The organism is Glutamicibacter sp., from assembly GCF_032154645.1.
Taxonomy (GTDB): Bacteria; Actinomycetota; Actinomycetes; order Actinomycetales; family Micrococcaceae; genus Glutamicibacter.
The window spans coordinates 1-20,664 of the sequence record NZ_JALDXV010000015.1 but is presented as its reverse complement, the minus strand read 5'-3'; the positions used below and the strand labels follow the sequence as shown (position 1 = coordinate 20,664).

Genomic DNA, 20,664 nt, shown 5'->3' with positions numbered 1-20,664 from the left:
GAGGTGACTTATGAAGACCACATTCTGCACCAACAAAGAGGAAGGGCCGTCTGTGAGTTCGCAAGACCGAACCGGCAGTCGCGGTACCGCTAAGGCCAAAGTACTGGCCTTAGTGGGTACTAGTGCATTGCTGTTGACGGGATGTTCAGCGGAGGTCAAACGCGGTTGGCTCCCCAACGTGGACCGCGACACCACCAACCACACTGCTGCGATTCAGGATTTCTGGGTCCACTCGTGGATTGCTGTGATTGTCGTCGGTATTTTGACTTGGGGTTTGATGCTGTGGTGCATCATTGCCTACCGTCGCCGCAAGACTGACACTGGCTACCCGCGTCAGCTGAGCTACAACCTGCCATTGGAGATCTTCTACACGGCCATTCCGCTGGTCCTTGTTCTGGTCTTCTTTAGCTTCAACAACAACTTGGTCAACAGCATCAACAAGCCTGTTGATTCCGAGATCACCGTGGACGTCCGCGCCAAGCAGTGGGCATGGGACTTCAACTACACCTTCGATGGTGGAACCGAGAAGTACTTCGCCGGCACCCAGGCTCACCTGAACACCGATGGTTCGCCAGGTGCTCAGGAAACCCTGCCAACCCTGTACCTGCCAGCTGGCAAGTCCGTGGACCTGCAGCTGAACAGCCGCGACGTGATCCACTCCTTCTGGGTACCAGCCTTCCTGCAGAAGCTGGACATGATCCCAGGCAAGACCAACCACATCTACCTGACCCCACAGGTTGAAGGCACCTACGATGGCAAGTGCGCCGAACTTTGCGGCGAGTACCACTCGGAAATGCTGTTCAACTTGAAGGTTGTCTCCGAGTCCGAGTTCAAGGCTCAGATGGCAAAGCTGGAAGATGGACACATTGGTGAAGAGTACGACCGCGTTCCTGACGAAGTGAACAGCGTTGTCGTTGAGCACGAAGGGGAAGGAGAGTAATCGCTATGACTACGTTTGAATACGCAACTGACGACGTCAAGTCGATTGCCCCAGCCGTTGTGCCGAAGTCCAAGGGTCGTCTCTTCGTCGACTTCATTACTTCGACCGACCACAAGAAGATCGGGTACATGTACCTGATCTGCTCGTTCGTCTTCTTCTGCGTCGGCGGCATTATGGCGCTGCTGATTCGTGCAGAGTTGTTCGAACCAGGTATGCAGATTCTGCAGACCAAGGAACAGTACAACCAGCTGTTCACCATGCATGGAACCATCATGCTCCTGATGTTTGCAACTCCGCTGTTCGCGGGCTTTGCAAACGTTATGATGCCGCTGCAGATCGGTTCGCCGGATGTGGCCTTCCCACGTCTGAACGCACTGGCCTTCTGGTTCTTCTCGTTCGGCTCGACCATCGCACTGGCTGGCTACCTCACCCCGCAGGGTGCTGCTAGCTTCGGCTGGTTCGCCTACGCTCCATTGTCGAGCACCACTTTCTCGCCAGGCATTGGCGGCGACTTGTGGGTCTTCGGCTTGGCTCTGTCAGGCTTCGGCACCATCCTCGGTGCAGTAAACTTCATCACCACCATCATCTGCTTGCGCGCACCAGGCATGACCATGTGGCGTATGTCCGTGTTCTCTTGGAACACCCTGATCACTTCGCTGCTGATCCTGATGGCATTCCCACCGCTGGCTGCCGCGCTGTTCGCACTTGGTGCCGACCGCCGCTTCGGCGCTCACGTGTTCGACGCCGAGACCGGTGGCGCCATCCTGTGGCAGCACCTGTTCTGGTTCTTCGGACACCCTGAGGTTTACATCATTGCGTTGCCGTTCTTCGGCATCGTTTCGGAAATCTTCCCTGTGTTCTCGCGCAAGCCGATCTTCGGTTACAAGGGTCTGATCTTCGCAACCATTTCCATCGCTGCGCTTTCCGTTTCGGTTTGGGCACACCACATGTACGTCACCGGCTCGGTCGCACTGCCGTTCTTCGGCTTCATGACCATGCTGATCGCTGTACCTACCGGCGTGAAGTTCTTCAACTGGATCGGCACCCTGTGGCGCGGATCGATCACCTTTGAAACTCCGATGCTCTGGAGCATCGGCTTCATGATCACCTTCCTGTTCGGCGGTCTGACCGGTATTATCCTGTCGGCTCCTGCCATGGACTTCCACGTATCTGATACCTACTTCGTTGTGGCTCACTTCCACTACGTGGTCTTCGGTACCGTGGTATTCGCGATGTTCGCTGGCTTCTACTTCTGGTGGCCAAAGTGGACCGGACACATGCTCAACGAGCGTCTGGGCAAGATCCACTTCTGGATGCTGTTCATCGGCTTCCACGGCACCTTCCTGATCCAGCACTGGCTGGGCGTTATCGGCATGCCACGTCGCTACGCCGATTACATGCCTGAGGATGGTTTCACCTCCATGAACCAGGTCTCCACCGTCTTCGCATTCATCTTGGGTGCATCGATGATTCCTTGGTTCTGGAACGTGTGGATCACCCACCGCAACGCCAAGAAGGTTGAAGTTGACGATCCATGGGGCTTCGGCGGATCGCTGGAATGGGCAACCTCTTGCCCTCCACCACGCCACAACTTCCACTCGATTCCACGCATTCGTTCGGAGCGTCCAGCTCTTGACCTGCACCACCCAGAATTGAGCGGTCGTCACACCCCTGTTGCAGCTGCTGCAAAGATCTTCGGCCCTGCTGACCAGAAGGACCTGTAAAGATGAAAGTTGAATCCTGGATTTTCTTGGGTGGAGTTTTCTTCTTCATCCCAGTAGGAATTGTTTACGGTTACATGACCAACTGGGAAGAATGGGTAGGCTTCTTGGCTCTGCTCATGCTTGCCGGTCTGTCAGCCATGGTTGGTTGGTACCTGTTGTTCACCGCTCGTCGCGTTGGTCCTCGTCCCGAGGACCGTGTCGACGGTGAAATCCACGAGAACGCCGGCGATATCGGATTGTTCTCGCCTTGGAGCTGGTGGCCACTGGTACTTGCCGGTGCTGCGGCAATTTCCTTCCTCGGAATTGCAATCGGCTGGTGGGTATTCTACGTAGGCGCAGGCCTGGCCGTAATCGGCCTAGTCGGCTGGGTATACGAATACAGCCGCGGCGATCACGCTCACTAAGCACTAAACTAGTGGGGTGACAAGCAAGAAATTGTTTGTCACCCCACTAGTCTTTTAACCAGCAGGATCGCCGGACGTAATTGAACGACACGTTCGCTCACAAGGGGGAATTACATGCGCCATTCGCCTCAACCGGCAGTCACTGGACACCTTGATCCCGACAGTAAAATCAGTAAATACCGGCAGATCCGAGAAGTTCTTCGCGTCCACGCACGTGAACATTGCAAACCCGGATATCGCCTGCCGCCGGAACGAGTCCTGGCTGAACACTTCGGCGTGGCAAGAAAAACAATTCGCCAAGCCATCGACGCATTGGTCGACGAACAAGTGCTTAAAAGAGTGGTCGGCATCGGCACATTCGTTGTTCCAGAAAAAATGGACCTCCGTGTGCGGCTGCACTCCTATTCCGAAGACATGATGCGACGCGGCATGGTCCCGGACGCCCACGTTCTTCAGTTTGCCGAGATCAAGTCCAACGCTAACCTTGCCTCACAGTTGATGATCGAGGAGGGGGATCCCGTAGTTCAGTTCAAACGACTCCTACTGGCCGATGGGACTCCGATGAGCTTGGACGAAAACTACATGCCTGCCGACCTCGTGCCGGGATTCGTCGATGGAGACCCACCCTCGAAGCTCTACCAGGCCCTCCACGAGCGCTACGGCATCCTGTTGGAGTGGGGCGAAGACCAGGTCGAGAGCACCGCCGCCAGTTCCAGTCAGGCCCGATTGCTCGGCGTTGAGACAGGTTTCCCGCTGTTGCAGATCACCCGCTATGCCTACGTCGGCGAACGGCTGGCTGACTATTCGGTCTCGCTCTACCGCTCGGACCGCTACAAGCTCTTCGTGCCATTGCAGCGTCTGGGGACCAGAACTCCGCGCTACACGGATACCATGTGATGTCTCAGACTCACGCCATGCCAAGCGTGCAACGGAGTAACTTCCTACGCGCGTCAGACAGTGGCGCCCTGCAGCGCTCCTCCTAGGCATAATTTGTCGTCAGCACAGATCATCGGGCTCAGGGTTGACTGCGGCCGGCCAACCAGGGTCGGAGTCGACTGCGTCGCCCTAAGTCGCTTCTACACGCCCTGAATGTGAAAACGCTCTTGGCCACCCGTCTAGCGCCGTTGAAAGCAGTTTCGATTCGTGGCGTTACTGCTGCCGATTCCAACCCAGGCTCTATCGAGACTGCCGCCCATGGCAAGACGCCCGGTGCCGAGAATAGCTAAGATTTGGCGCGGGTCGGCCCATTGACTCCAACTCAACAGGGGCGTCATTTCGTACGTGACAGAGTACGAAGTTCTTCGTCAACGGGAAGCTATATGTAATCGCCGTCCAGCAGTAGCAATGAGCTGCGATGGGCTTGGGAATTCCCCTCGACCCTGAGCTCTGGTTTTGCAGCATGAAGCGACGAAGATTCGCCGCGGGCTCAGAAGGCTCTGAAGCGGCACTGAGCGATTCAAAACGGCTCGGACGCGGGGAAGTGCACCTTAGTGAGTAGGAACGCGCCTGAGAGCGCTGAGGGGCTTGAGAACTTCGGCTTAACCAAACGAGGGACATACCGAATGGTATGTCCCTCGTTTTGTGACTAGTGCGAGTCGAGATTACTTCTCGATCGAGTCCTGCTTGTCGCCTTCAACCTCGTGGTGGCCGTGAGCTGCATGTGCAGCTTCCAGCTCCGACGGGGTGACCGGTGCGACGCGATCTTCGAAGAAGAACTTCGAGATCTTTGCACGACGCTTCTCCGAGCGGGAGATGTGTCCTGCAGCATCCGGCTGGGCCGGAATGTACTTGTTGTCGTTGAAGTTCGTCAACAGGTAGCGCTTGTAAACGTCAACTTCCTCGTGCTTCTCAGAGAAGCCGCCCTCAGGAGACATCTGGATGATGCCGGCTTCGCGGCCGTGCAGCACGATCTCTCGATCCTTGCGCTGCAGCGACAGGCAAATGCGGCGGGTCAGCCAGAAGGCAATGATTGGGCCGATGAAGAAGAGCGTACGCAGCCAGTAGGTGACGTCGTTCAGTGCCACGTGGAAGTGGGTTGCAATCAAGTCAGATGAAGCAGCTGCCCACATGACCGAGTAGAAGACAACGCCGGCTGCACCCATTGCGGTACGGAACGGTGCGTTACGCGGACGATCCAGCAGGTGGTGTTCGCGGTTGTCCTTGGTGACCCAACGCTCAATCCATGGCCATGCGAACATGACGGTGAACAGTGCGCCTGCAGGTACCAGAGCAGGAAGCAGAACCGAGAGAACCAGAGTGTTCGAGCCCCATGGGAATGGAATGTTCCACTCGAAGCTGAAGTTGCCCAGAACACCTGGCATCAGGCGCAGCGCGCCGTCAACGAAACCGATGTACCAGTCAGGCTGGGTACCAGCCGAAACAGGGGACGGATCGTATGGACCGTAGTTCCACACCGGGTTGATCTGTACCAGACCGGAGATGGTGGCAATGATGCCGAAGATGATGAAGAAGAATCCACCAGCCTTGGCAGCGTATACAGGACCAACTGGGAAGCCGACAACGTTGTCGTTGGTGCGGCCTGGACCAGGGTACTGGGTGTGCTTGTGGGTAACCACCATGAACAGGTGGATGACCAGAAGCAGGATGATGACTGCAGGAACAATCATGATGTGCAGCGAGTACAGACGTGGAATCACGTGCTCGCCGGGGAACTCTCCGCCGAAGAAGAACATCGACAGGTAGGTACCGATCACAGGGATCGACTTCATCACGCCATCGATAATGCGCAGACCGTTACCGGAAAGCAGATCATCTGGAAGCGAGTAGCCGGTGAAGCCTGCAGCCAGGCCCATGATCAGCAGCACGCCGCCGACAACCCAGTTCAGTTCACGCGGGCGACGGAACGCGCCGGTGAAGAATACGCGCAGCATGTGCACGGACAGGGAAGCAACGAACAGCAGTGCCGACCAGTGGTGTACCTGTCGCATGAACAGGCCACCGCGGACGTCGAAGGAAATATCGAGGGTCGAGGCCATAGCCGTCGACATGCCGATGCCCTTCAGCGGTACGTACGAACCTTCGTAGACAACGTGTGCCATCGATGGGTCGAAGAAGAACGTCAGGAAGGTGCCCGAGAGCAGCAACAGCACAAAGCAGTACAGCGCCACTTCACCGAACATGAACGACCAGTGATCAGGGAAGATCTTACGGCCGAATTCCTTGACGATGCCTGAAGCACCAACACGGGAGTCGACGAAGTCGGCCAGGCGGCCGGTCTTGGTCGACGCAGTGAACTCGTTAGTAGTCGTCATTAGTTCTTTCCACGCTCCCAGTAGGCCGGGCCAACTGGCTCATGGAAATCGGACTGAGCTACAAGGTAGCCGTCGGCATCCACGGTAATTGGCAACTGCGGAAGTGCGTGACCTGCCGGACCGAAGATGACCTTACACTCGTTGGTGAGGTCGAAGGTCGACTGGTGGCAGGGGCACAGCAGGTGGTGGGTGTGCTGCTCGTACAGTGCGATCGGGCAGCCAACGTGGGTGCAGATCTTGGAGTACGCGACGATGCCGTCGACGTTCCAGTCCTCGCGACCCTCGGAGATGTTCATTTCTGCTGGATCCATACGCATCAGCAGAACGACAGCCTTGGCCTTTTCGTTCAGTACGTTTTCGGCTTCGTTCAGACCTTCAGGAATGACATGGAATGCCGAACCGATCTGGACGTCCGAGGCCTTGATTGGGGTACCGGATGGGTCGCGGGTCAGACGGACGCCCGTGTCCCACATGGTGTGGCGCAGGGAGTCGACCATCTGGCTTGCGGTGTTACCGGTGCGGTCCAGGTCGCGGAACATAAAGATCGCTGGGATCGGAGCCAAGGCAATGGCACCAATCAGGGTGTTGCGGATCAACGGACGGCGCTTGATGCCCGATTCGTCAATGATGGTGTCGACGATCTCGACTGCATCCTGACGGTCCTCTTCGGTGCGGATCTCGTGGCGGCTTTCAACAAGCTCGTGATCCGGCATGAGGGTCTTGGCCCAGTGCACAATGCCTACACCGATGCCGAGCATCGCAAAGGCGGTGCCCAGACCAAGTGCAGCATTCTGAATGCGGAGTTCAGCAAAGGTCATCTCGCCCAGGCTGCCCAGGACGAAGTAGGACACAAAGAAGAACAGCGTGCCGATGATGGAGATGGTAAATAGGAGCGCTACTTGACGCTCGTGTCGCTTGGCTGCGCGCGGGTCGCGATCTGCGAGACGCGGACGGTGCGGCGGTAGTCCTGGATCAGGGAAGCGATCCTGAGCCACATCGTCAGCCTTAGCAACGGTGCCCGAATTTTCGGGACTGCCGTGACTATGGTCGCCCATGTTTCTCTCTCATCCTTCTGTTAGGAATTTTTGTACGTAGTGATGTTTACGGCCGTAAGCCGTGAGTGCCTTAGGAAGGACGCGAGGTCAACCAAATGGTGAAGGCGATAACGATACCCAGACCAGCGGTCCAGATGAACAGACCTTCAGCCACTGGACCAAGCGATCCTAGAGCAAGACCGCCGGCGGTGCCATTAGCTTCAATGGTCTTCAGGAAGGTGATCACGTCACGCTTCTCATCCGGGGTGATGTTCGAGTCGTTGAACACAGGCATGTTCTGTGGGCCGGTAGCCATCGCTTCGTAAATGTGCTTCTCGCTGACGCCGACCAGGGTCGGTGCGAACTTGCCGCGGGTCAGTGCACCACCGGCTGCTGCAGCGTTGTGGCACATGGCGCAGTTCACGCGGAACACGGTACCGCCGTGGGCTGCATTGCCCTTAGTCGTATCCAGGCTTTCCTCATCCGGGATAGCGGGGCCTGCACCGAGGCTGGCAACATATGCCGACAGCTGGGAAATCTGTTCATCGTTGAACTGCACCGGCTTCGCCTGAGCCTGTGGGCCCTGCATCTGCATCGGCATACGACCGGTGCCGACCTGGAAGTCAACCGCAGCGGCGCCAACGCCGATCAGCGATGGACCCGAGTCGCTGCCCTGGGCCTTCAGGCCGTGGCAGGTTGCACAGTTAGCAACGAAGAGCTTGCCGCCCTCGTCGATGTCGGACTGAGATGCAGTAGTGGTCTCTGCAGCCTTTGCTTCGCTGATGCTGCCCGCTGCAATGTAAAGACTGCCGGTGACCAGCAATCCGAATAACAGCAGGGCCACAGCGGCGAGCGGGTGGCGGCGCTTTGTTGAAAGAGCCTTCACTTGCTGGTTCCTCACTTAATTTCTTGGTGTGGTGTTGCCGTACTTCTGTGGAGGCAACTGGTGAATGTTAGTTGCCTACTTCAGGAAGTAGATGATCGCGAACAGAGCAATCCAGACAACGTCAACGAAGTGCCAGTAGTAGGACACGACGATGGCGCCGGTTGCTTCAAAGTGACCAAACTTCTTCGCGAGCATTGCACGACCAATGATCAGCAAGAACGCAATCAGGCCGCCGGTGACGTGAAGTCCGTGGAAGCCAGTAGTCATGTAGAACACTGAACCGTAACCGTTGGAGTTCAGAGCGACACCCTCGTGAACGAGGGTTACGTATTCAAATGCCTGAACGGAAACGAAGATAGCCCCAAGGAAGAAGGTGAGAATGAACCATTCGATCATTCCCCATTCCTTGAGGTTAAAGATTCCGCCAGTGCGGCGAGGCTTGAAGGCCTCAGCTTTGAATACGCCGATCTGGCACGTGAACGAGCTGGACACCAGAATCAAGGTGTTGACCAACGCGAACGGTACGTTCAGCTTGGCAGTTTCAGTCGCCCAGAGTTCGGGCGCGGCAGCACGAATGCTGAAGTACATGGCGAAGAGGGCGGCGAAGAACATGAGCTCGCTGGAGAGCCACACCATCGTTCCCACCGACACCATGTTTGGGCGGTTCGGCGCATGAGGCGCCGTCGTATTTGGGGCATGAGTCGCAGTTGTCACACTGACATTATGTCTCTAAATAGGGCTCAGATACCAATGCAAACGGGGCCTGACAGAGGTTTCTTCTGCCACACCGTTCGAACATCCGCGGAAACACGGGGAAGTTTGAATAAAACTCTTTCTACAATTCGTAGAGCGACATCCGGCGCGTCTCTCGCAATATTCATTTATGCAACAAGCCCATGACGTAATTATGCGCGAATTTCTGCCGAAAAACAGCGACTTGGGCCACATCATCTTAAGAAATGAATTGGGCTGGACTACGGCGATCTCGATAGGCTTACATACGTGTCAACGAGCCTTGAAAACGAAAAGTTCCCGACCTGGCCAGATTTGCTGGCCACCTTGATTTCCGGCGGTGATCTTAGCCGGTCCGAGGCCGGTTGGGCGATGAACGAGATCATGAACGGCGAAGCGAGCGATGTACAAATCGCAGGCTTTTTGGTCGCGCTGCGCGCCAAGGGGGAGACCGTTGCCGAATTGACCGGCCTGGTGGACTCCATGGTGGCAAACGCCAGGCCCCTTCGCGTCAATGCACCAACTTTGGACATTGTAGGAACGGGCGGCGATCGTCAGAACACCGTCAACATTTCAACGATGGCCACCCTGGTCTGCGCTGGCGCCGGTGTGAACATAGTTAAACACGGAAATCGAGCCTCATCTTCCTCGTCGGGATCGGCCGACGTGCTGGAAGCTTTGGATGTTCGTCTTGACGTACCAATCGACCGCCTTGTAGAGGTCTATAACAAGGTTGGTATTGCGTTCTGCTTCGCCAACGTGTTCCATCCGTCGATGAAGCACGTAGCAGCTGCTCGACGTCAGCTTCGCATCCCAACGGCTTTCAATTTCATGGGGCCATTGACCAATCCTGCCCTGCCCTCGGCCTCTGCCATTGGGTGTTCAGATCTGGTCATGGCGCCCATCATGGCTGGAGTATTGGCAAGCCGCGGAGTTCGAGGCCTGGTATTCAGAGGCGAGGACGGCCTCGACGAAATGACCACCACCGCGTCAAATCGTGTCTGGGAAGTCCGCGACGGACAGGTCACCGAGTTCTCCTTTGACCCTCAGAGTGTTGGCATTCCACGCACTACTCTGACCGAGCTCCGTGGCGGCGACGCCCTACATAATGCGGAGGTTGTCAGAAGGATTGTCCACGGTGAGACTGGCCCGGTCCGTGATGCCGTCCTGATCAACGCTGCAGCCGGAATGGTGGCTTTTGATGAATCTGCCGATACTCCATTCGAGGAGCGGATGAAGGCAGCCCTACTGCGGGCGGCAGATTCCATCGATTCCGGCGCTGCCGGGCGCGTACTAGACACTTGGTCGACAACGACGATGGAGATCGTCGGACGTTAGTTTAGATACAATTGAGGGCTTTGGTTCAGCGCGCTACAAGCACGGAACCAAAGCCCTCTAATATTGCGGAAGATCTCGCTATTCGCCCAGATCAAGCGAAAAGGCCGCATCCAAGTCATGGGTCGAATAGGCACGGAAAGCAATGTGAGTCTGAGTTCCACGAATGCCCGGGATCTTTGAGAGTCGATTGGCGATCACTTCGGCTAGATCTTCATGTTTGTGAACGTGCGCAATAGCGATTAGATCCCAGTCGCCAGCAACCGAGTAAACCTCTCGAATCCCATCAATCTCAGAGATCTGTTGGGCACATTCAGGGATGCTGTCAGTAGCCGTCTGAATCATAACAAATGCGGTGACCATTAATACCTCTCAACGCTTCTATCCCGAAATCCTCGGGTGGTTTATTAATTTCAACTCTAGTCGAGATCGGCCCTGAATTGGCTCAAACTTAATCGTCTGACGCAAAGAAGAACAATGGTTTTATTTTGTAAATAGTTAAACAATGTTTTAGCATTGTCTCATGATTGTATTGACGATTGACCAGAGACGTTCGCGATCTTCGGAGGACAAGGTCGAGGCGCTAGTCAAACAGGCTAATGCAACGGTACCCGTGGTGCGGCCATTCCAGAGAACTGCCGGCGATGAAGTACAAGCTGTACTAGACAACGCTTCGGAGGCGATCCGGCTAGCAGTCATGATGGCGGCATCGGGGGACTGGAGCGTTGGCCTTGGATTCGGGCAGGTCGAAACACCGCTTCCAAAAGAAACACGTGCAGGTAGGGGACCAGCATTCGAATTTGCGCGAGTAGCAGTTGAACGGGCAAAAAATACGAATGCGCACATTGCAGTACATGGCCCGTCTACCGAATCCAACCGTCTCGAAGCAGAATTGCAACTGACCGCCTGCATCGTTTCAAAACGCCGCGCCACAGCGTGGGAAGCAGGAACTCTGGCCGACGAGGGCATGACCCAGCAACAGATTGCCGAGCAACTAGGAATTACGCAACAGGCCGTTTCCTCACGACTTTCCGCAGCGCTGTGGTTTGAAGCGAATCGCATGATGGATGAGTCCGCCAAGTCCCTCGCACGGCAATTGAAGCTACTGGGGGAGTAAACCAACATGTTATGGCTTGCCTGGTACATACTCATTGCTGCATCACTGGCGTCGGCGACCGCAACGTTCATTGGTGCATCCTCCAACCCACGGGTGAAGCTGTGCACCACCCTGACCGTCACAGCGGCAATTCTGGCTCTTTCATCGATGGTCCTGGGAATTACTGGTACAAAACTGGTTGAGACTCCGGAAGTACCCAAAGTTCTAGCTATTGCCGTCAGCGTGGTCTTTGCTATCAGCTTCGGGGGACCGCTGACTGAGCTCCTGTTTAGGCTAGCTTCGCGAAGTATTTCGTCTACTGCCGCTGTTGAAATCGAACCTTCCCTGCTTCGCGGCGGCTTATGGATAGGCCTGCTCGAACGCACTGCCATCGTCGCGAGCTTATGGGCCTCTTGGCCTGAAGGAATTGCGGTAGTACTAGCCGTCAAGGGGCTCGGGCGCTTTGCCGAACTGAAAAACCACCAAGCTGCCGAACAGTTCATCTTGGGAACGTTCTCCAGCGGCTTGGTGGCTACGGGTGCCTATGGACTAGGCCTTTTGCTGAGCTGACTTCTTCGAAATTAAGGATGTTATGGCGCGGCGCCCCATAAGGAACACTCCCAAGACAACCGTGGCAACGATGATGAATGAAACGGCCGCCGTGGATCCAAACAAAAGCCGCGCCGCAACTCCAAGAGCTACAGTTCCTACCCATACCAGCACACCGGTCGGCCAAAGATTACTAATCGTCAGCCACGGCCTAGAGACCGACAGCATAATCACGTAGCCGATCATGAACGGCAAAGCGGTCCACAAGATTCCACCTATAGCCAAGCCGTGCTCGTGTTCGCGGCGGCCAAGCAGGGCAAACAAAATGATGAGCAGGATGTCGACGGCGGCCCAGAGCAGCCAAGAACGTTTATTTGGGACCATACATCCATCCTAATCTTCGTGACGAGCCGCTTCGAATCGAAGTATTCCATCAACAATGGCAGAGCCAAGGGGGAGTGGCCTCTACTTGGTAATTGGAAAGAACAAAGAAAGCGACAGACTTTTCATGCAGCATCTAAGCGTGTTCTTCCAAACTCGCCAAGTTTGGTTCTACTTCATCGCAATCATCATCGGCATCGGCGCCAGCGCGGTCTTCTCTGGTACCACAGCGGCATTCAGTACGGCTATCAACCCGGTTCTCGCCTTATTGCTTTTCGCCACTTTCTTGGCTGTACCGATGCGGAAGTTCTTAGAGTCTTTCAGGAATTTTCGTTTTCTGGCTATTGTGACCGCCGTAAATTTTGCGCTCGTTCCCCTCGTAGCTTTGGTTCTGACGCGACCCGTATCCGGGCAAGAAGCTCTTACGATTGGCGTGTTGCTGGTCCTTTTAGCACCATGCGTCGATTACGTCATCGTTTTCACGCGCCTAGCTGGGGGAGCAGATGAGAATCTCCTTGCAGCTACCCCCGTCCTCATGTTGCTTCAAGTACTGCTATTGCCGATTTATCTTGCATGGTTCACCGGTGGCACGTTTCTGGCATCAATGGATGCACGTCCCTTTATAGAGGCCTTTGTGTTCCTGATCTTACTTCCGCTCGTGGCGGCGGCGATAATTCAGTTCTTGGCCAGTCATTGGAGATGGCCAGCGCTTGTCATCGACACCATGGATCTTTTGATGGTTCCATTAATGATGCTTGTGCTGTTCTTGGTAATCAGCTCTCAATTTTTCATGGTCGCCGGCAACTTCGGCCAGTTGATGTACGTCGTACCCATCTATGTCGCCTTTCTGCTGATCATGGGGCCCTTGGGAGGCATTATTGCCAAAAGGATCGGTCTTGATTTCCGGTCTCAACGGGCCGTGGCCTTTTCTGGCGCGACAAGAAATTCGTTAGTGATCCTGCCATTGGCGTTGGCACTGGCAGCCGAATATCCACTGGTACCTGCTGTCGTCATCTGCCAAACAGTCGTCGAATTGCTCGGCATGCTTGCATACACTCGTGCGATTCCATGTCTTCTACCTGATGTTTGATGCTTGGAAATAGAACCGGCAAATTGACTTAATGCTAGGGGAGTAGGTTTTCGTCCTGCACTGCGCGCGAGCTAATGGGCCGCTCCATAACGATCTACAGCCAGATGCAAGGCATAGATCATCGTGCAACACTCGACTAGGCTTCCACACATGGACGTTACCGAGCTGAATTCACTGATCCTACTCGTGACGGCAACAGCAGTCTTTTTCTATGTGCTGTTCTGCGTTGTCAGAGCTGCCGTCAAGCGAGGAATTATCGACGCTCGTGAATACCTTGGTGCTGATCAAAAGAATCATTCAGCGACCGAGGACTGATGTTCTGCTGCGTCAACAACGCCGACGCAGCCGTGTTAACGAAACAGTCGAACCGACAAGCAACGGACGCAAGTACCCAAGCTTTGAGCGTGCAATTCTGGGACTGAAATGGACGGCAATTCGTGCGTCAAAATGGACCCTGGGGGACGCCCGCATTTCCACTACTTTACATAATGTAGATTATCGGCTTTTGCTTATGGTCTATAAGCGCGGGATTTAAGGGGTGATTTTGCAATATCTAATACAGTCCCAAAGTGCAAGTTCAGAGCCGAACGACCAATGTGCGATGCGGAACTTGATGCCCTGGATCGAAGCAAGTTGTCGGTAATGCCAGACATTCAGGATGCTGAAACCAAAGTGCCGTCCGGCGTATTGAAAACTACGGCATTAATGCAAAAGCTACATCCAAAGCGCGAAATGCCGTTTCGCCAACTTTCGTGTTCACAACACTGCAAGTTGACATAATTTCACAGATATCAATGAATTGATCCCATGTAGCTCTGGATTGACAGCCCTAGATCGCCGCCAATTCTTCAACTCAATGACATAGTGCGGCCCACTGCATATTGGGCCGCACTTTAGTTACCTCTGCTACTCACCAGAATCAAGCGCAAAGGTATCGACCCCGACAATGCCACCAGATGTTATCGGCCCATAACCTGTCAACGAACGATTTGCGGCCTTCGGGTTTGCATCCAAGTACAGATACAAATTCCCGTTTGCGTGCCGAGCCAACCACACGGTTTTCGCATCGTAAATCAAAGATTCCGGATATGGCACGCCATCGGCATGCGAACAATAACCGATCGAAACATCAGTGATGTTTTGCCATGTACTCGATCGGATAACCTTGCTAGTCCATTTCGTGGGGCTTGAATGTGGAATGAAGTACTCTAAAAGCCTGCCGTCGCTGGCGGTTGCCAAAATGACATCACCGCGTCCAAAACCAACCCTCTCTTCGGTGCGCGAGTACGAGAACGCCTTCAAACTCCCCCAACCTCGTGGAGAAACTCTGACGGTGCTGCGCATATTCGACACTCCAGCCCCTTGAATATACCGGTTCAGCGCACCGGAGGTCGTTATGGCATAAACGTAGTTGGGGACCGTCCAATAGCTAGCGCTGCTGTTAGCTGTCAGCGTCTTGATGCCAGCCCAAGTCTTATTCACCGCTGTCTTTTTAACGGTTCCATCAGGCTGAGTCTGCACTACGTACAACGTTCCATCCGGATGAACGGCATAGTACATCCGGTATCGCGAACCATCAGCATTGGGTGTCGTATCATATTTTTGGATCATCGCCTGTGGAGCAAAACCAAGGCTGCCAATCCCCCATGTTTTGCGCTGGTCAATAGTCGCCGTGCCGTCACTGGCCTGGTAATACGCAAATGTCGTGAAATTTCCAGCCGCATCAGAAGCCGTCAGACCCACTTCACAATAAGCCTTCGGACTCACGGACGGCGCTGGATCAGCGGCATTTGCTGGCGCAACCAACATAGTGGCACCGAAAGTTACAGCCGCCATTCCGGCCGCGACTCTTCGAATCTTTTTCATGAAACAAGCCCTTGCGTTCTAAATGTCGAGAGCTTTTCGTAGAAATGACCCAACGTCTTCCAGCCGCCCAACACTAATCGATAAACCGGAATTATCCTAGCACTTGGATTTACTCCTACGCTAGAGCGCCTAGGGGTATTTTTCCAAGTGTTTATAAAATCGATCCTGGTACGACTTAGCAACAGGCTTTTAGCATTTATCAATTGGTGCGCTAGGTCACGTTAAGGGCAAAAGTTATGCAACCTGGGTTTATTTCGGCAACACTCGAACTAAACGCCGCTAATGACGCACTCCAATCGGTGCGACCGTCGACAACACAAGCAATGCTCGACACAGTAGGAAAGGTATCTAGTGATCCGAACTTTGCTTGTCCAATGCCAGTCGATGCTCCGCAAAGTTCAAGGTCTGACGTACGAATTCCCTTGAATGCTCGTCATGCATCGAATAAATCATGTGACGTCCAGATTTATGTGCGTCCAATACCCCGGCGGCCCGGAGCTTGGTCAACAACTGACTTGCGGCATTCGGCGTCACACCAACTAACTGAGCCAGTTCAGAAAGCGTACGATCTCCAAGGCACAAGGCCCATAAAAGTTGTAATCTTGCGGGGTCGGAAAGGGTCTTGAGCACCAGCACCGACATGTCCAACAAGTCGTTGTCGATAATTTGATCGCGCATCGGTTCAACAGCAAAATCACTCATCGTGATGCACGCCCCTTAGTTGCTCACTGTGCCATGGCACCGGTCCCGTAGGTAAGTGAGACCATTATGCGCACTGAAACTGCTAAAACAATAGGGGCGGTAAAAAGATCCCAGCATCGCTATGTTTCAGGACGAGTGCGCCACTCCCCTGGTTAAGTCACTTATCGACAGTTCTCACTTCCGTTTCGAGCCGGTTAGTTGTTTTCGAGGTCACTCTTCTTCTGGTTCAGCCGGTCGTGCGGAAAATTGGCCATCCGGAACTCAAATGGGAAGATTTAGATATGCCCCTGCCGCCGTTTACTCGTCTCGCAACTAGTGGAATTTCAGATTCAATGGCAGAGAAACTTGCCATTAAACAGATCAGCCCGGATCCCGCACAGCGTTGCCTGATCCAGCTATTGGACAACGCACTGGGTAGAGGTCGTAAATGCTCAACGCAAGGAATCTATGTCTACGGCCCTCCTGGTCGTGGGAAAACCGTCGTCATTAACGCGCTAGTGGAACTCTTGCCTGAGCACGCGACAGCCAGATTTCATTTTCACGAGTTCTTCCATCACTTAAATTCCCCCAAGAATCGTGTGCCCGGCGAACGACTCGGATCAATATTCACACGGGGTCTCGAGCGTGAGCTTCAGGGACTAAAGGTCCTGATTTTTGATGAGTTCCACTGCACCGAACCAGGTGATGCCATGTTGATGGCAAAACTCGTCAAATACTGCAGCCAACAATCAATCTTCATGGTCACGACCTCCAATTATTCACCCGAGCTCCTTCTGGATGACGAAGCATTCCATCACTTGGTACAGCCGACCATTGCAACGATTCACAATACCTTTGAAGTCTTCGAGTTAGACCACCAGGTCGACTACCGCACGTTGCCGTCAACGGGTGACGCAAAGGCGTCGGGATTCAGGGCTGGGAGTTTGGCTCTCGACAGGATTCCAGACCTTCCACAAGTAGCCCCACTTCAGGTTTCAATTGGGTATGACCATATTGGTTCCGCCCACATCCTTAATGACGCAATTTGGATTGATTTTGCTCAACTTTGCGGAACACGGCGAAACACTGTTGACTACTTAGAATTGAGTCAGAGGTACGCGGTCTGGCACATCATGAACATCCCTCGGAGCGCCGAGATTCCCATGGATGAGGAACGCCGTTTCGCCAACCTGCTAGACATCTTTTACGACCGAGATATGCAACTGCATCTTTATGCTCGCGATAATCTGGAGCGGCTGGGCCATATGCTACACAAAACAGAGAAAGACCGGCTCGTTTCTAGGCTTGCCGAATTGACGTACTCCCACCCAGAACGGACGAACTAATTCATCATGTCCCCTATCTACTCCCCCGAACAACTGATTGAGATAGTTTCAGAAGTCCTTGAATCAGCGAACGAGAACGTCGCCCCTATCGTGCAGCTGGGGCATCCGGTACTACGCCAAAATGCCCAGCCATATACAGGTCAGTTACCTGACGATCTCTTGGACAAGCTCCTTGTGGTCATGCGGGAGACCATGTATGACGCGCCGGGTGTCGGCCTGGCGGCCCCCCAAATCGGCATCCCGCTGAAAATTGCTGTTCTCGAAGATCTCTACCAAATTCCCGAAGACATGGCCGCTGAGCGCGAACGTAAGCCAATGGAGTATCTTGAAATCTTCAACCCTTCATATGGGCAGGTGGGCGAACGCACCGCCGAATTCTATGAGGGATGCTTATCCTTTGATGGTTTCCAAGGCGTAGTAATCCGACCTGCAGATATTTCTGCTCGCTATGAGGATCGATCAGGGCGCCCGATCAGCAATGAGTTCTCGGGTTGGCAGGCACGAATTTTCCAACATGAAACAGATCACCTCTATGGCACCGTCTATGTTGATAAGGCGGTGACTAGGTCTCTGATCAATGAATCTGAGTTGTGGCGCCACAACGGGCTGTCGGTGGCGTCTGCCAAGAAGGCGCTTGAATTCTGATGGCCGCATCGACGAGCATCAATTGCCCGGTATGCGCTGCACCGTTGGAGCAAGTGAAGCAGCCTCGGAATACCTTGCAGTGCCCCACGGGGCACCGATTTGACGCCGCGAAGCAGGGATACTTCAATTTCTTAACCGGCAAGGGCACTAGCTTTCTCGAAGACACCGCAGCCATGGTTCTCGCACGCGAATCTTTTCAGGAGCGAGGTCACTACGCCCCGTTGGCGAACTTGATTTCCGAAATTGTGGTGAATCAAGGTCTTGGTTCCAACCTGAACGTGCTCGACGCGGGGGCAGGAACTGGCTACTACCTCGGCGAACTGCTGCGTCGTCATCCATCGACGCATCAAGATGCGATCGCGTTGGATATTTCCAGATATGCCATGCGCCGCGCTGCCAAACTGCCGAACACAACTGCCATTGTGTGGGATGTTTGGCGCAGGTTGCCTACGAGCAATCGCACACGCGATGTAGTTCTCAATTGTTTTGCACCCCATAACCCTGCTGAGTTTTCCCGAGTTCTTCGAGCTAATGGACTCTGCATTGTCGTCACCGCAGCGCCGGATCATCTAGAGGAAGTGCGAAACGAACTTGGCATGCTCAACATCGGTGCCGACAAGCAACAAATTCTCGTAGAAAAGTTCGCCACTGAAAATCTTGTCCACCAAGGTACACAAAACCTGAAGTATGAAATGCTGCTTGATTCCCGGGACCTGTTCGACTTAGCCTTCATGGGACCGGCGGGGCACCATCTTTCACCCGACGCACTTCGGACGACGACCGATTCTTTGCAGCAGCGACGCGTCCACGCATCCTTTGACGTACATTTGTTCGCGCACTCCCGCTAGGAAATACCCCAAAATGACTACTTCTTTCCGAGGCTGTGTACGGCAGAATAAGAACAAAGGCCACACGCAACGGGCTTTTGATCGAACAGAGCGAAGGTGGATGCCATGACAACGGCAGAATGGATCGGCAACAACGCGTGGGTCATTTGGCTCGCACTGTTTTTGCTCTTGGCAATCATTGAGATGCTGTCGCTCGATCTGTACTTCATCATGCTCGGAGTCGGCGCCCTGGGCGGTGTGGCGGTTGCGTTGCTCGACGGTCCCGTGTGGCTCCAGGTAGTCGTCTTCTGTGTAGTTTCACTGCTCATGATTCTTTTGGTACGCCCCCTCGCAGTGAAACATTTACGGAAATCACCCGAGGGGTTCCGTACAAACATCGATCGCCTGATCGGCAAAGATGCGCTCATCCTTGAGCCAACGTCCCGCTTGTCGGGTTCCGCAAAGATTCAGGGCGAGATTTGGACGGCTCGGGCCGAGGCCAATGTGCCGACCATGATGCCCGGAACCTATGCCATCGTCAGCCGCATCGACGGTGCAACTGCATACCTGGAGAACGCTCCGCAAAAGCCAGAAGCCTAGCAGCGTTTCCCACAACACGTTCATCCATCACTCAAGCACAAGGAAAGAGAGTACAAACCATGAGCGGTAACAGTTTGGGCTTGACCATCGTCCTTGTTGTACTGGCGATCTTCGTGATCGTCGTGCTATTACGCAGTGTCCGAATTGTGCCTCAGGCACGTGCCGGCATTGTCGAACGCCTCGGCAAGTACAACCGGACCCTGAACCCGGGTCTTACACTCCTGATCCCATTTGTGGATCGCCTGCTGCCACTGCTGGACCTGCGCGAACAAGTTGTCTCGTTCCCACCACAGCCGGTGATTACCGAGGACAACCTGGTCGTCTCCATCGACACCGTGGTGTACTTCCAAATCACCGAGCCGCGGGCTGCGACCTATGAAATCGCCAATTACATTCAGGCCGTAGAACAGCTGACCACCACCACGTTGCGTAACGTCGTTGGCGGGCTGAATCTGGAAGAGGCCCTGACCAGTCGCGACCAGATCAACGGTCAGTTACGCGGTGTCCTTGATGAGGCCACCGGCAAGTGGGGCATCCGCGTCTCACGAGTCGAGCTCAAGGCCATCGATCCTCCCCTGTCCATTCAGGACTCCATGGAGAAGCAGATGCGCGCTGAGCGAGATCGCCGTGCAGCAATTCTCACCGCTGAAGGAACCAAGCAGTCGGATATCCTCACGGCTGAAGGTGAACGTCAGGCCGCGATTCTCAAGGCAGAAGGCGACGCCCAGGCCTCCATCCTTCGCGCGGACGGTGAAGCCCAGGCGATTCAGAAGGTGTTCGACGCAATTCACGCCGGTCGTCCGGACCATGAGCTGTTGGCGTACCAGTACCTGCAGACGCTCCCGAAGCTGGCTGAAGGTACCTCCAACACCCTGTGGGTCATTCCAAGCGAACTTACCGAAGCGCTGAAGGGCATCGGCGGCGCCTTGGGCGGAACGAACCCACCAAAGAGCCCTGAGGCTCCCGGATCAAGCGATAACTTCTAGGCCACACGCTTGGTTCTTGACAATCACGTCACATTGCGGCGAGGTGCATCTCTTGCACCTCGCCGCAGGCGCGTATAATAGATGTTTTGGTGCCTGAATTAATCTTCAGCCTGAATTGCTGGAATTAGTTCAACGCGCCAAACGTTGGTACGTGTAGCGAATAAAACAGACATCGCGGAGGGAAAACATGAGCGATCGCAGCCTACGAGGCATGCGCCTGGGTGCACAGAGCATGGAATCTGAGGCAGGTGTGGAGCCGGCTGCCCGTCA

General features: G+C 54.6%; 22 protein-coding genes and 1 pseudogene. 15 read left to right on the top strand and 8 right to left on the bottom strand.

The window, feature by feature from the left end; all coding sequences use genetic code 11:
* The first annotated feature begins 10 nt into the window (after nucleotides 1–10).
* The 4 genes from coxB (at nucleotide 11) to RUH64_RS12410 (ending at nucleotide 3,965) form a co-directional block, all read left to right on the top strand.
* Nucleotides 11–940 carry a cytochrome c oxidase subunit II gene (coxB, locus tag RUH64_RS12425; RefSeq protein WP_313813759.1) on the top strand — a complete coding sequence of 310 codons (930 nt, stop codon included), beginning with the start codon at nucleotides 11–13 and terminating at the stop codon, nucleotides 938–940.
* 5 nt (nucleotides 941–945) lie between these two features.
* Nucleotides 946–2,664, top strand: a complete 1,719-nt coding sequence (ctaD, locus tag RUH64_RS12420; RefSeq protein ID WP_313813758.1) for a cytochrome c oxidase subunit I — start codon at nucleotides 946–948, stop codon at nucleotides 2,662–2,664.
* Nucleotides 2,665–2,666: 2 nt separating this feature from the next.
* Nucleotides 2,667–3,068 (top strand): cytochrome c oxidase subunit 4, encoded by a 402-nt coding sequence (locus tag RUH64_RS12415; protein WP_313813756.1) that lies wholly within the window; start codon nucleotides 2,667–2,669, stop codon nucleotides 3,066–3,068.
* Between the two features lie 114 nt (nucleotides 3,069–3,182).
* The gene (locus RUH64_RS12410; RefSeq protein ID WP_313813755.1) at nucleotides 3,183–3,965 is read left to right on the top strand and encodes a GntR family transcriptional regulator; all 783 of its coding nucleotides are present in this window, start codon (nucleotides 3,183–3,185) and stop codon (nucleotides 3,963–3,965) included.
* Between the two features lie 704 nt (nucleotides 3,966–4,669).
* On the opposite strand, the gene RUH64_RS12405 is transcribed toward RUH64_RS12410, so the two are convergent.
* The 4 genes from RUH64_RS12405 to RUH64_RS12390 all read right to left on the bottom strand — a co-directional run bounded on the left by RUH64_RS12405 (nucleotide 4,670) and on the right by RUH64_RS12390 (nucleotide 8,974).
* Complete coding sequence (locus RUH64_RS12405; protein WP_313813750.1) at nucleotides 4,670–6,340, bottom strand: ubiquinol-cytochrome c reductase cytochrome b subunit; 1,671 nt, start codon at nucleotides 6,338–6,340, stop codon at nucleotides 4,670–4,672.
* Nucleotides 6,340–7,395, bottom strand: coding sequence for a Rieske 2Fe-2S domain-containing protein (locus tag RUH64_RS12400; RefSeq protein WP_313813748.1), 1,056 nt, complete (start codon nucleotides 7,393–7,395; stop codon nucleotides 6,340–6,342). The genes RUH64_RS12405 and RUH64_RS12400 overlap by 1 nt, the downstream gene beginning before the upstream one ends.
* A gap of 70 nt (nucleotides 7,396–7,465) precedes the next feature.
* Complete coding sequence (locus RUH64_RS12395; RefSeq protein ID WP_313813746.1) at nucleotides 7,466–8,260, bottom strand: cytochrome c; 795 nt, start codon at nucleotides 8,258–8,260, stop codon at nucleotides 7,466–7,468.
* A gap of 75 nt (nucleotides 8,261–8,335) precedes the next feature.
* Entirely contained in the window at nucleotides 8,336–8,974 is a 639-nt protein-coding gene (locus RUH64_RS12390) for a heme-copper oxidase subunit III (RefSeq protein WP_313813744.1), read from the bottom strand.
* Between the two features lie 288 nt (nucleotides 8,975–9,262).
* Here RUH64_RS12390 and trpD point away from each other — a divergent pair, with 288 nt between their 5' ends.
* Entirely contained in the window at nucleotides 9,263–10,330 is a 1,068-nt protein-coding gene (gene trpD, locus RUH64_RS12385; RefSeq protein WP_313813742.1) for an anthranilate phosphoribosyltransferase, read from the top strand.
* A 78-nt stretch (nucleotides 10,331–10,408) separates the two neighbouring features.
* Here trpD and RUH64_RS12380 read toward each other — a convergent pair whose 3' ends face one another.
* Complete coding sequence (locus RUH64_RS12380) at nucleotides 10,409–10,690, bottom strand: Lrp/AsnC family transcriptional regulator (RefSeq protein WP_141361139.1); 282 nt, start codon at nucleotides 10,688–10,690, stop codon at nucleotides 10,409–10,411.
* A gap of 160 nt (nucleotides 10,691–10,850) precedes the next feature.
* Here RUH64_RS12380 and RUH64_RS12375 point away from each other — a divergent pair, with 160 nt between their 5' ends.
* On the top strand, nucleotides 10,851–11,444 hold the full coding sequence (locus tag RUH64_RS12375; RefSeq protein ID WP_313813738.1) for a sigma factor-like helix-turn-helix DNA-binding protein: 594 nt from the start codon (nucleotides 10,851–10,853) through the stop codon (nucleotides 11,442–11,444).
* 6 nt (nucleotides 11,445–11,450) lie between these two features.
* Nucleotides 11,451–11,993: a hypothetical protein gene (locus RUH64_RS12370; protein ID WP_313813737.1), complete on the top strand. Its 543-nt coding sequence runs from the start codon at nucleotides 11,451–11,453 to the stop codon at nucleotides 11,991–11,993.
* On the opposite strand, the gene RUH64_RS12365 is transcribed toward RUH64_RS12370, so the two are convergent.
* Nucleotides 11,973–12,356, bottom strand: coding sequence for a DUF3054 domain-containing protein (locus RUH64_RS12365; RefSeq protein ID WP_313813736.1), 384 nt, complete (start codon nucleotides 12,354–12,356; stop codon nucleotides 11,973–11,975). The genes RUH64_RS12370 and RUH64_RS12365 overlap by 21 nt on opposite strands.
* 55 nt (nucleotides 12,357–12,411) lie before the next feature.
* Here RUH64_RS12365 and RUH64_RS12360 point away from each other — a divergent pair, with 55 nt between their 5' ends.
* Together RUH64_RS12360 and RUH64_RS12355 are read left to right on the top strand one after the other, a co-directional pair.
* Nucleotides 12,412–13,443, top strand: coding sequence for a bile acid:sodium symporter (locus RUH64_RS12360; protein WP_313813735.1), 1,032 nt, complete (start codon nucleotides 12,412–12,414; stop codon nucleotides 13,441–13,443).
* A 150-nt stretch (nucleotides 13,444–13,593) separates the two neighbouring features.
* Complete coding sequence (locus RUH64_RS12355) at nucleotides 13,594–13,758, top strand: hypothetical protein (protein WP_313813734.1); 165 nt, start codon at nucleotides 13,594–13,596, stop codon at nucleotides 13,756–13,758.
* A 591-nt stretch (nucleotides 13,759–14,349) separates the two neighbouring features.
* Here RUH64_RS12355 and RUH64_RS12350 read toward each other — a convergent pair.
* Complete coding sequence (locus RUH64_RS12350) at nucleotides 14,350–15,309, bottom strand: hypothetical protein (protein WP_313813733.1); 960 nt, start codon at nucleotides 15,307–15,309, stop codon at nucleotides 14,350–14,352.
* A gap of 348 nt (nucleotides 15,310–15,657) precedes the next feature.
* Nucleotides 15,658–16,011 carry a metalloregulator ArsR/SmtB family transcription factor gene (locus RUH64_RS12345; RefSeq protein ID WP_313813732.1) on the bottom strand — a complete coding sequence of 118 codons (354 nt, stop codon included), beginning with the start codon at nucleotides 16,009–16,011 and terminating at the stop codon, nucleotides 15,658–15,660.
* Nucleotides 16,012–16,343: 332 nt separating this feature from the next.
* Here RUH64_RS12345 and zapE point away from each other — a divergent pair, with 332 nt between their 5' ends.
* The 6 genes and pseudogenes from zapE to RUH64_RS12315 form a co-directional block, all read left to right on the top strand.
* Complete coding sequence (gene zapE, locus RUH64_RS12340) at nucleotides 16,344–17,336, top strand: cell division protein ZapE (RefSeq protein ID WP_313813731.1); 993 nt, start codon at nucleotides 16,344–16,346, stop codon at nucleotides 17,334–17,336.
* 6 nt (nucleotides 17,337–17,342) lie between these two features.
* Nucleotides 17,343–17,981 carry a peptide deformylase gene (locus RUH64_RS12335; RefSeq protein WP_313813730.1) on the top strand — a complete coding sequence of 213 codons (639 nt, stop codon included), beginning with the start codon at nucleotides 17,343–17,345 and terminating at the stop codon, nucleotides 17,979–17,981.
* Nucleotides 17,981–18,829 (top strand): putative RNA methyltransferase, encoded by an 849-nt coding sequence (locus RUH64_RS12330; protein WP_313813728.1) that lies wholly within the window; start codon nucleotides 17,981–17,983, stop codon nucleotides 18,827–18,829. Before RUH64_RS12335 ends, RUH64_RS12330 begins: the two co-directional genes overlap by 1 nt.
* A 105-nt stretch (nucleotides 18,830–18,934) precedes the next feature.
* On the top strand, nucleotides 18,935–19,408 hold the full coding sequence (locus RUH64_RS12325) for an NfeD family protein (protein WP_313813727.1): 474 nt from the start codon (nucleotides 18,935–18,937) through the stop codon (nucleotides 19,406–19,408).
* Nucleotides 19,409–19,467: 59 nt separating this feature from the next.
* A complete protein-coding gene (locus tag RUH64_RS12320) occupies nucleotides 19,468–20,394 on the top strand; it encodes an SPFH domain-containing protein (RefSeq protein ID WP_313813726.1) in 927 nt (308 codons plus the stop codon).
* Between the two features lie 187 nt (nucleotides 20,395–20,581).
* Nucleotides 20,582–20,664: pseudogene (locus RUH64_RS12315) on the top strand (RNA polymerase-binding protein RbpA); the annotation flags it as partial.

Excerpts from the sequence above, each read along its gene's own strand:
- coxB (WP_313813759.1), top strand. The coding sequence starts at position 11 with ATGAAGACCACATTCTGCACCAACAAAGAGGAAGGGCCGTCTGTGAGT.
- ctaD (WP_313813758.1), top strand. The coding sequence starts at position 946 with ATGACTACGTTTGAATACGCAACTGACGACGTCAAGTCGATTGCCCCA.
- RUH64_RS12415 (WP_313813756.1), top strand. The coding sequence starts at position 2,667 with ATGAAAGTTGAATCCTGGATTTTCTTGGGTGGAGTTTTCTTCTTCATC.
- RUH64_RS12410 (WP_313813755.1), top strand. The coding sequence starts at position 3,183 with ATGCGCCATTCGCCTCAACCGGCAGTCACTGGACACCTTGATCCCGAC.
- RUH64_RS12405 (WP_313813750.1), bottom strand. The coding sequence starts at position 6,340 with ATGACGACTACTAACGAGTTCACTGCGTCGACCAAGACCGGCCGCCTG.
- RUH64_RS12400 (WP_313813748.1), bottom strand. The coding sequence starts at position 7,395 with ATGGGCGACCATAGTCACGGCAGTCCCGAAAATTCGGGCACCGTTGCT.
- RUH64_RS12380 (WP_141361139.1), bottom strand. The coding sequence starts at position 10,690 with ATGGTCACCGCATTTGTTATGATTCAGACGGCTACTGACAGCATCCCT.
- RUH64_RS12375 (WP_313813738.1), top strand. The coding sequence starts at position 10,851 with ATGATTGTATTGACGATTGACCAGAGACGTTCGCGATCTTCGGAGGAC.
- RUH64_RS12370 (WP_313813737.1), top strand. The coding sequence starts at position 11,451 with ATGTTATGGCTTGCCTGGTACATACTCATTGCTGCATCACTGGCGTCG.
- RUH64_RS12365 (WP_313813736.1), bottom strand. The coding sequence starts at position 12,356 with ATGGTCCCAAATAAACGTTCTTGGCTGCTCTGGGCCGCCGTCGACATC.
- RUH64_RS12360 (WP_313813735.1), top strand. The coding sequence starts at position 12,412 with ATGGCAGAGCCAAGGGGGAGTGGCCTCTACTTGGTAATTGGAAAGAAC.
- RUH64_RS12355 (WP_313813734.1), top strand. The coding sequence starts at position 13,594 with ATGGACGTTACCGAGCTGAATTCACTGATCCTACTCGTGACGGCAACA.
- RUH64_RS12350 (WP_313813733.1), bottom strand. The coding sequence starts at position 15,309 with ATGAAAAAGATTCGAAGAGTCGCGGCCGGAATGGCGGCTGTAACTTTC.
- RUH64_RS12345 (WP_313813732.1), bottom strand. The coding sequence starts at position 16,011 with ATGAGTGATTTTGCTGTTGAACCGATGCGCGATCAAATTATCGACAAC.
- zapE (WP_313813731.1), top strand. The coding sequence starts at position 16,344 with ATGGCAGAGAAACTTGCCATTAAACAGATCAGCCCGGATCCCGCACAG.
- RUH64_RS12335 (WP_313813730.1), top strand. The coding sequence starts at position 17,343 with ATGTCCCCTATCTACTCCCCCGAACAACTGATTGAGATAGTTTCAGAA.
- RUH64_RS12330 (WP_313813728.1), top strand. The coding sequence starts at position 17,981 with ATGGCCGCATCGACGAGCATCAATTGCCCGGTATGCGCTGCACCGTTG.
- RUH64_RS12325 (WP_313813727.1), top strand. The coding sequence starts at position 18,935 with ATGACAACGGCAGAATGGATCGGCAACAACGCGTGGGTCATTTGGCTC.
- RUH64_RS12320 (WP_313813726.1), top strand. The coding sequence starts at position 19,468 with ATGAGCGGTAACAGTTTGGGCTTGACCATCGTCCTTGTTGTACTGGCG.